Genomic DNA, 6,804 nt, shown 5'->3' with positions numbered 1-6,804 from the left:
GATGAACCGCCGTGTACGGAACCGTACGCACGGTGGTGTGGGAGGAGGGGCGCCGTAAGGCTCCCTCCTACCCGATCTATGCTGGCTGAGAACGTCAGTGTTTGGCAGCAACAAAAAACCGGCTGCGCGGGGAGCAGCCGGTCTGTATCGAATTCTCGCGATGCGGTCAGTTGTTGCCGAAGGCGGTCTGCAGCAGGGAAAGCTGGGCCTGGACGCTGTTCTGATTATCATGAACGATCACGGCTTCGGACGGGCGGTAGATCTCGCGGTCGAGCAAAGCAATGCGGTTCTGCAGACGCAGCGAGCGCTCGACGAGGTCGCGGAAGGATTCCGGCAGGTCGCCCCAGCCGGGTGCGGCGCGATCGACGTTGAAGCCGTCGAGGCGGACCTTGTTTTTCTCGGCCAGTACCTGGTCGCGGGACATTTCACCATTGTTGACGGCGCGCTGCAGCAGCAGCCAGGAGGCCATCTGCATCAGGCGGGTGGTGAGACGCATCGATTCTGCGGCGTAGAGAACCGAGGCCATGCGCGGCAGAACCTTGGAGGCGGCGCGGCCCTGGCCATCGAGATAGGCGGCAGTCTCTTCGACCAGCGACATGCCTTCGCCATAGAGTGCCTTGAACTGCGAGGATGCAGCAGCGCGGCCTGCAAAACTGATCGTGTTCAATCCAACTTCCGACATCGCAATAGTCCCTGTTGCACGCAGCTACTTTATATTCAGGTAACGCCGGCGCAGACGGAAAAGTTTCCTGTGCCGATCTCTATGACTTTAAGATGGTATCATTAGCCCAAATGCGCAAGCCGTTTCTTAAGAAAGGGTTAATCTCCACAGTTTCGTGGAAGTGCGCCGGCCATAGGAAAAAGAAGAGCCGCAAAAGCGGCTCTCAAGGTAAAACAGGGAGAAAAATCAGACCAATTCACCGCTTGGAAAACTGTCTGAAATCCAGAGAAAATCTGGATGAGTACAGTAATATCTTATAAAGCTTAATATTCTATTAACATTGTGCCGGATTAAGACTTGAGGCTGGCTCATTTTGCAAGCCTATAGCCTTGTTTTCAGGAGTTTTTCGCAGATCACGAGCGGAAGAAGTTTTCCGCCGCCTGCCGCCCGGAGGCCTTGCGAGCGGCCTCGGCTTCGAGACGGTCGATCTCCGTCTTCAGCAATTCGACTCGCGCCTTCAGCTCGTCCACCGAAAGCATGGAGAGATCGGCGCCGATCTCGTGGGCGACCTTTTTCTGCGGCCGGTCGTCGTCGATGAAGCTCATGGTTCGTCCTCCGTTTGCTGCTCTATCGCTTTAAAGCAATTCCGGACGCAAACCGCTGCGCATTTTCGTGAAATTGCTCAGCCGAACTTTACAGCAGGATCACCGCTTTCGGGAGACTTCCCGGTTTCAGGAGTTTTGCCGGTGCCGCGATCGGCAAGCGACATGCTTTCCGGAGTCAGCATCGGCGAGGTGCCGGTCGGGATCGTCGTATAGGCGTCGCGGTCGCTGGCCGGGACGGCGGCGCGGATGCGGCTCCTGATGATAGCGTAACCCGTGATCAGCACGTGGGCGACGGCGGTGACGAGGAAAAGCGCATGCGGGGTGATCACCGACATGACGGGGCCGCCGATCGTCGGGCCGATCACCGTGCCGATGCCGTAGAGCAGCAGCAGGCCGCCGGAGACCTTGACGAAATCCTCCGATGCCGCGAAGTCGTTCGCGTGGGCGACGGCGATGGGATAGAGCGTGTTGGCCACGGCGCCGTAAAGGACGACGAGCCCGATCAGCAAGGCGGGCGACGTCGGGTGCAGCAAAAAGATCAACAGGCCGGCAAGGGCGGCGACCCCGGACATGGCGGCGAGCACGTAGCGCCGGTCGATGCGATCGGAAAGGCGGCCGGCCGGCAGCTGCATCATGGCGCCGGCGAAAATGGTGGAGCTCATCATGATGGCGATGCTGGTGTCGGAGAGGCCGGCGCCGGCGCCGAATACAGGGGCGAGCGTGCCATAGGCGCCGTTGGCGATGCCGACGAGCAGAATGCCGAGGCAGGAGACCGGAGAGTTGCGATAGAGCGCCGGCAGGTCGAGGCGCACCGCCTTCAGCGGCTGCGGCGAAGCGGCGGTCGACAGCGTCGTCGGCAGCATGGCGATGCAATAGAAGATGCCGCAGATCATAAACAGCACCGGCGTGCGCACATCCTCGAGCGGGATCATCATCTGGCCGCCGACCACGCCGAGCAGGGTGATGCCGATATAGAGCGAGAAGATCATGCCGCGGCTCTCGTTGCTGGCGCGCTCGTTCAGCCAGCTTTCGATGATCATCGAGGTGCCGGCGGTGGAGAAACCGGTAACGGCGCGCAGGACCACCCACCAGATCGGATCGATGATGATACCGCTGACCAGCGCGATGATGGCGATGATCGAGATGAAGCCGGAAAAGGCTCTGACATGGCCGACGCGGCGCACCAGTTTCGGCGCCACCAGGCAGCCGATGACGAAGCCCCCGGCCCATGACGTGCCGAGCAGGCCGAGCGTCGTCGTGGCGTAACCTTCGAGATTGCCGCGCACGGGAAGCAGGATACCCTGGAGGCCATTACCCATGAAAAGGAAGAGCGTGCCAAACAGCAGCGCGGCGACGGACAGCAGATTTCTCTTCATTTCCCCAGACTCGGTCTTCAGCGATTTGCAATGGACATAAGGCACGACCTGCGTCAGCCCAGCCCCAAGATGATTGATTGTGCCCCGGAATGTCTTTACGGCGTGTCGAGATTCTCTTGTTCGCGCGGAAAAATGTCCGTCCTGTGACATTCCGAAAAACGGAAAAAATAAAGCATGACAAAGCTGATAGCCTTGCTGCTCATCCTTGCCATGGCGATACAGCTGATCAAGCCGCTCGGGCTTCCCGGCCTCAGGCGGCGGATGGATTTCTGGAGGATCGCGCTGATCGCTTTTGGTGTCTGGGCACTGGACCTGCTCTTGCGCGACTTCCTGATGTAGGCCTCGGATTCAAGCCTCGATGTGGCCGTCAGTCCCGCAGGATGATCTCGCCTCGCATGACGGAAATGCAGCTTCCCGAGATGACGACATCGGTAACGATCCCGCCCGATTTCACGACATCGAGGGCGATGATACTGCGGCGACCCATTTCGACGCCCTGTTCAATGGTGATGCGGACCTTCATATCGGCGTCTGGTGCAAGCGAGACGAGATAGGCGCCGAGAGCGGCCGAAGCGCTGCCGGTTGCCGGATCCTCGGGTACGTTGTCGAGCGGCGCGAACATGCGGGCGCGGATGGTCCATGGATTTTCAGCTGTTCTGGCATAAACGAAGAGCGAGAAGTCGTGGCCGCTCGTCGTCTGGTGGCCGGCAGCCGCCTGGAACCCGGCAAGGTTCGGACGGGCGGCGGCCAGCGCTTCAAGCCCGCTCAATTCGGCAATGGCGAAGTTCAGACCGACGGAGGCAAAGACCGGGGCATGGCTGGTTGCGACGATGGCGCCGGGTTCGAGCGTGATGCAGCCGGCGATGGTTTCCTCGCCAATGGTCTCACCGATCGTCAGCCGCTGCGGCGCGCGGATGGCCGTGGCCGCGATCTTTCCGCCGCTGCGTCTCAGGTCGACTTCGACGATGCCGGCTTCTTCTTCGAAGCGCAGCGTATCGCCGACCGGCTTGCCGAAGATTTCCGCCTGCTGGCCGAGCACATAGGCGGTGCCGACATTCGGATGGCCGGCGAAGGGGATTTCCATCGTCGGGGTGAAGATACGCACACGGGCGGAGTTCTCCGGGTCATCAGGCGGCAGGACGAAGGTGACTTCGGAATAGTTGAATTCGGTGGCGATCTTCTGCATCGCCTCATCGCTGAGACCGCGCGCATCGGAAATGACGGCAAGCGGGTTGCCCTCGAAGCGGGTGGAGGTGAAGACATCAACGGTGACGTAGGAGAGGGTGTTCATCGCGGCTCCTGTTGTGGCGGGCCGCTATGAATAATCACGGACTTTGACGGGACGAAGCGGTTTCTTGTCGCCGTGACAATGATGGGGAGCGGTCTCTGCGAGACGTTCTCAACCGGTTCGTTGGAGGAGGAGCGCATTGGTTCGAACTCCCTCATTCCTGTGCTTGTCACAGGAATCCAGCCACGGCGCGTCTGCGCCGTGAATGAGTCATATCTCAAGGGGAAAAGTTTTCCGCGCCCAAGGACTTGGGCGCACTGGATTCCTGTGACGAGCACAGGAATGAGGGAGGCAAAGGGATTGGCTAGGGGCCGCAACGCTGTGGTTACGGCCCGGGCTGATGCTCAGAGGTAACTCAAGCTGCCTTTTCCAGGTCCTTCTTCCAGCTGCCTTTGGCGGCGAGGCTGTTCATCTCGGCGCGGTGGGTGAATTCGCGCTGGCCGGCGGCGACGTTTTCCGGTTTGCCGTTCCAGGCCTTGAGCGCGCTGTCCTGCAGGGCGCGGCCGTAGGAGAAGGTAACGAACCAGGGCAGGTCGGCTGTGGCATTGATGGCGGAAAGATGCGCACTCGCCTCTTCGGTCGACTGGCCGCCGGAGAGGAAGGCGATGCCGGGAACCGCCGACGGAACCGTGCGCTTTAGCACCTGCACGGTGCGTTCGGCGACTTCGCCGACCGAGGCCTTGCGGGCGTTCTTGCCGTCGATGACCATGTTCGGCTTCAGAATCATGCCTTCGAGGCTGACGCGGGCATCGGCGAGTTCTTCAAAAACGATGCGCAGCGTGGATTCGGTGACTTCGGCGCAGCGGTCGATATTGTGGTCGCCCGGCTTGCCGTCCATCAGGCATTCCGGCTCGACGATCGGAACGATCTTGGCCTCCTGGCAGAGTGCGGCATAACGGGCCAGCGCCTGAGCGTTGGCGCGGACGGAACCGCGGGTCGGCAGCGACGAGGAGATGGCGATGACGCCGCGCCACTTGGCGAAGCGGGCGCCGGCTTCATAATAGCGGGCGAGGCGCTCGGCGAGACCATCGAGGCCTTCGGTGATGGTTTCGCCGGGGTATTTGGCCATCGGCTTGGCACCGGTATCGACCTTGATGCCGGGAATGGAGCCGGCGGCGCGGATGATATCGACGAAAGGCGTGCCGTCCGCGGCCTTTTGGAACAGGGTCTCTTCATAGAGGATGACGCCGGAGATATATTTCTTCATCGCCTCGTCGGAGCGGAAGAGCATTTCGCGATAATCGCGACGGCTCGCTTCGGTCGATTCGAGATTGATCGTGTCGAAACGCTTCTTGATGGTGGAGGTCGATTCATCGGCTGCAAGCAGTCCCCGGCCGCCCGTAACCATCTGCACTGCAATGTCTTCCAGTCGTTCACTCATCTCGTTCTCTCCACTGCATTAAACATCGGCGATTTAAGAATATAGGACGGCGATAACAGAAGTTTATAGAGAGGAAAATGGAAGCCTAAGTCATTGAAACGATTGAAATCAATTCAATCGTTTGAAAATGTGGGATTTTTTCCGGCTCTTGAGCAAAAGACCGCGAAAAGCGCTTGGCCTCCGCGGTCTATCCACATGTAAAACCTGTCAAATCAGGCTCTAGCGATTATCTGCTTGCATTGAGAACGGCGACGCCGGGAAGCTCCTTGCCTTCCATCCATTCGAGGAAGGCGCCGCCGGCTGTGGAGACATAGGTGAAATCGTCGGCGACGCCGGCATGGTTCAGGGCAGAGACGGTGTCGCCGCCACCCGCAACGGAGGTGAGCTTGCCGGCCGTGGTGCGTCCGGCGGCGTATTTCGCGGCAGCGACGGTTGCGGCATCGAAGGGCTCGATCTCGAAGGCGCCAAGCGGGCCGTTCCAGACGAGGGTTGCCGCGCGTTCGATCCAGGTGTTGATGGCTTCGACGGATTTCGTGCCGACGTCGAGCACCATGGCATCGGCCGGAATGGCGTTGATATCGACCGTCTCGTTGGCGGCACCCGCCTTGAATTCGCGGGCAATCACGCCGTCTTCCGGCAGGATGATGGCGCAGCCTGATGTCGCGGCCTCGATCATGATCTGCTTGGCGGTTTCGGCGAGATCATGCTCGCAGAGCGACTTGCCGACATTGGTGCCGCGGGCGGCGATGAAGGTATTGGCCATGCCGCCGCCGATGACGAGCGCATCGACCTTCTTCACGAGGTTCATCAGGAGGTCGATCTTGGTCGAGACCTTGGCGCCGCCGACGATCGCGACAACAGGGCGGGCGGGATCGCCGAGGCCCTTTTCCAGCGCCTCCAGCTCGGCCTGCATGGTGCGGCCGGCATAGGCCGGCAGGTGGTGGGCAAGGCCCTCGGTCGAGGCATGGGCGCGGTGGGCGGCGGAGAAGGCGTCGTTGACATAGATATCGCCGTTGGCGGCAAGCGCCTTGGTGAAGTCGGGGTCGTTCTTTTCCTCGCCTTTGTGGAAGCGGGTGTTTTCCAGGAGCAGGATATCGCCGTCCTTCATCGCCGCGACGGCGGAGGCGGCGGCCTCGCCGATGCTATCGGAGGCCGTCAGCACGGCATGGTCAAGCACTTTCTCGACATCAGGGGCGATCAGCGACAGCGACAGATCGGGCGAGGGGCCGTCCTTCGGCCGGCCGAAATGGGCCAGCAGGATGACCTTGGCGCCCTTATTGGACAATTCGAGGATCGTCGGCGCCACACGCTCGATGCGCGTCGTATCGGTGACCTTGCCGTCCTTCACGGGCACGTTGAGGTCGACGCGGACGAGAACGCGCTTGCCGCGGATGTCGGTGAGATCGTCGAGGGTTTTGAAAGAAGGCATGGGGCAGATCCAGTCTTGGTTGGCGGAAGTTGCGCCGACCATAGCAAGGATCATTCGAGACGCA

Annotated in this window: 7 protein-coding genes; 1 reads left to right on the top strand and 6 read right to left on the bottom strand. The window is 60.7% G+C overall.

All coding sequences use genetic code 11. The features are described from left to right. Nucleotides 1-166: 166 nt before the first annotated feature. From CO667_RS26345 to CO667_RS26335, 3 genes are all read right to left on the bottom strand, one after another. Nucleotides 167-682 (bottom strand): DUF1465 family protein, encoded by a 516-nt coding sequence (locus tag CO667_RS26345; RefSeq protein WP_097621225.1) that lies wholly within the window; start codon nt 680-682, stop codon nt 167-169. A gap of 392 nt (nt 683-1,074) precedes the next feature. Then, the gene (locus CO667_RS26340) at nt 1,075-1,266 is read right to left on the bottom strand and encodes a DUF1192 domain-containing protein (protein WP_097621224.1); all 192 of its coding nucleotides are present in this window, start codon (nt 1,264-1,266) and stop codon (nt 1,075-1,077) included. Between the two features lie 77 nt (nt 1,267-1,343). Beyond that, nucleotides 1,344-2,642, bottom strand: a complete 1,299-nt coding sequence (locus tag CO667_RS26335; RefSeq protein WP_097621223.1) for an MFS transporter — start codon at nt 2,640-2,642, stop codon at nt 1,344-1,346. Nucleotides 2,643-2,816: 174 nt separating this feature from the next. Here CO667_RS26335 and CO667_RS35490 point away from each other — a divergent pair, with 174 nt between their 5' ends. Then, entirely contained in the window at nt 2,817-2,981 is a 165-nt protein-coding gene (locus CO667_RS35490; RefSeq protein ID WP_097621222.1) for a hypothetical protein, read from the top strand. Nucleotides 2,982-3,009: 28 nt separating this feature from the next. Here CO667_RS35490 and CO667_RS26325 read toward each other — a convergent pair whose 3' ends face one another. From CO667_RS26325 to CO667_RS26315, 3 genes are all read right to left on the bottom strand, one after another. Then, complete coding sequence (locus tag CO667_RS26325) at nt 3,010-3,933, bottom strand: PhzF family phenazine biosynthesis protein (RefSeq protein ID WP_097621221.1); 924 nt, start codon at nt 3,931-3,933, stop codon at nt 3,010-3,012. 352 nt (nt 3,934-4,285) lie between these two features. Then, complete coding sequence (locus CO667_RS26320; RefSeq protein ID WP_097621220.1) at nt 4,286-5,311, bottom strand: class I fructose-bisphosphate aldolase; 1,026 nt, start codon at nt 5,309-5,311, stop codon at nt 4,286-4,288. A 226-nt stretch (nt 5,312-5,537) separates the two neighbouring features. Then, the gene (locus CO667_RS26315) at nt 5,538-6,740 is read right to left on the bottom strand and encodes a phosphoglycerate kinase (protein WP_179874221.1); all 1,203 of its coding nucleotides are present in this window, start codon (nt 6,738-6,740) and stop codon (nt 5,538-5,540) included. Nucleotides 6,741-6,804: the final 64 nt, after the last annotated feature.

It is taken from the genome of Rhizobium sp. L43, assembly GCF_002531725.1.
In the GTDB taxonomy this organism is placed as follows: domain Bacteria; phylum Pseudomonadota; class Alphaproteobacteria; order Rhizobiales; family Rhizobiaceae; genus Rhizobium.
This window is presented reverse-complemented; position numbering and strand designations above follow the sequence as displayed.

Excerpts from the sequence above, each read along its gene's own strand:
- CO667_RS26345 (WP_097621225.1), bottom strand. The coding sequence starts at position 682 with ATGTCGGAAGTTGGATTGAACACGATCAGTTTTGCAGGCCGCGCTGCT.
- CO667_RS26340 (WP_097621224.1), bottom strand. The coding sequence starts at position 1,266 with ATGAGCTTCATCGACGACGACCGGCCGCAGAAAAAGGTCGCCCACGAG.
- CO667_RS26335 (WP_097621223.1), bottom strand. The coding sequence starts at position 2,642 with ATGAAGAGAAATCTGCTGTCCGTCGCCGCGCTGCTGTTTGGCACGCTC.
- CO667_RS35490 (WP_097621222.1), top strand. The coding sequence starts at position 2,817 with ATGACAAAGCTGATAGCCTTGCTGCTCATCCTTGCCATGGCGATACAG.
- CO667_RS26325 (WP_097621221.1), bottom strand. The coding sequence starts at position 3,933 with ATGAACACCCTCTCCTACGTCACCGTTGATGTCTTCACCTCCACCCGC.
- CO667_RS26320 (WP_097621220.1), bottom strand. The coding sequence starts at position 5,311 with ATGAGTGAACGACTGGAAGACATTGCAGTGCAGATGGTTACGGGCGGC.
- CO667_RS26315 (WP_179874221.1), bottom strand. The coding sequence starts at position 6,740 with ATGCCTTCTTTCAAAACCCTCGACGATCTCACCGACATCCGCGGCAAG.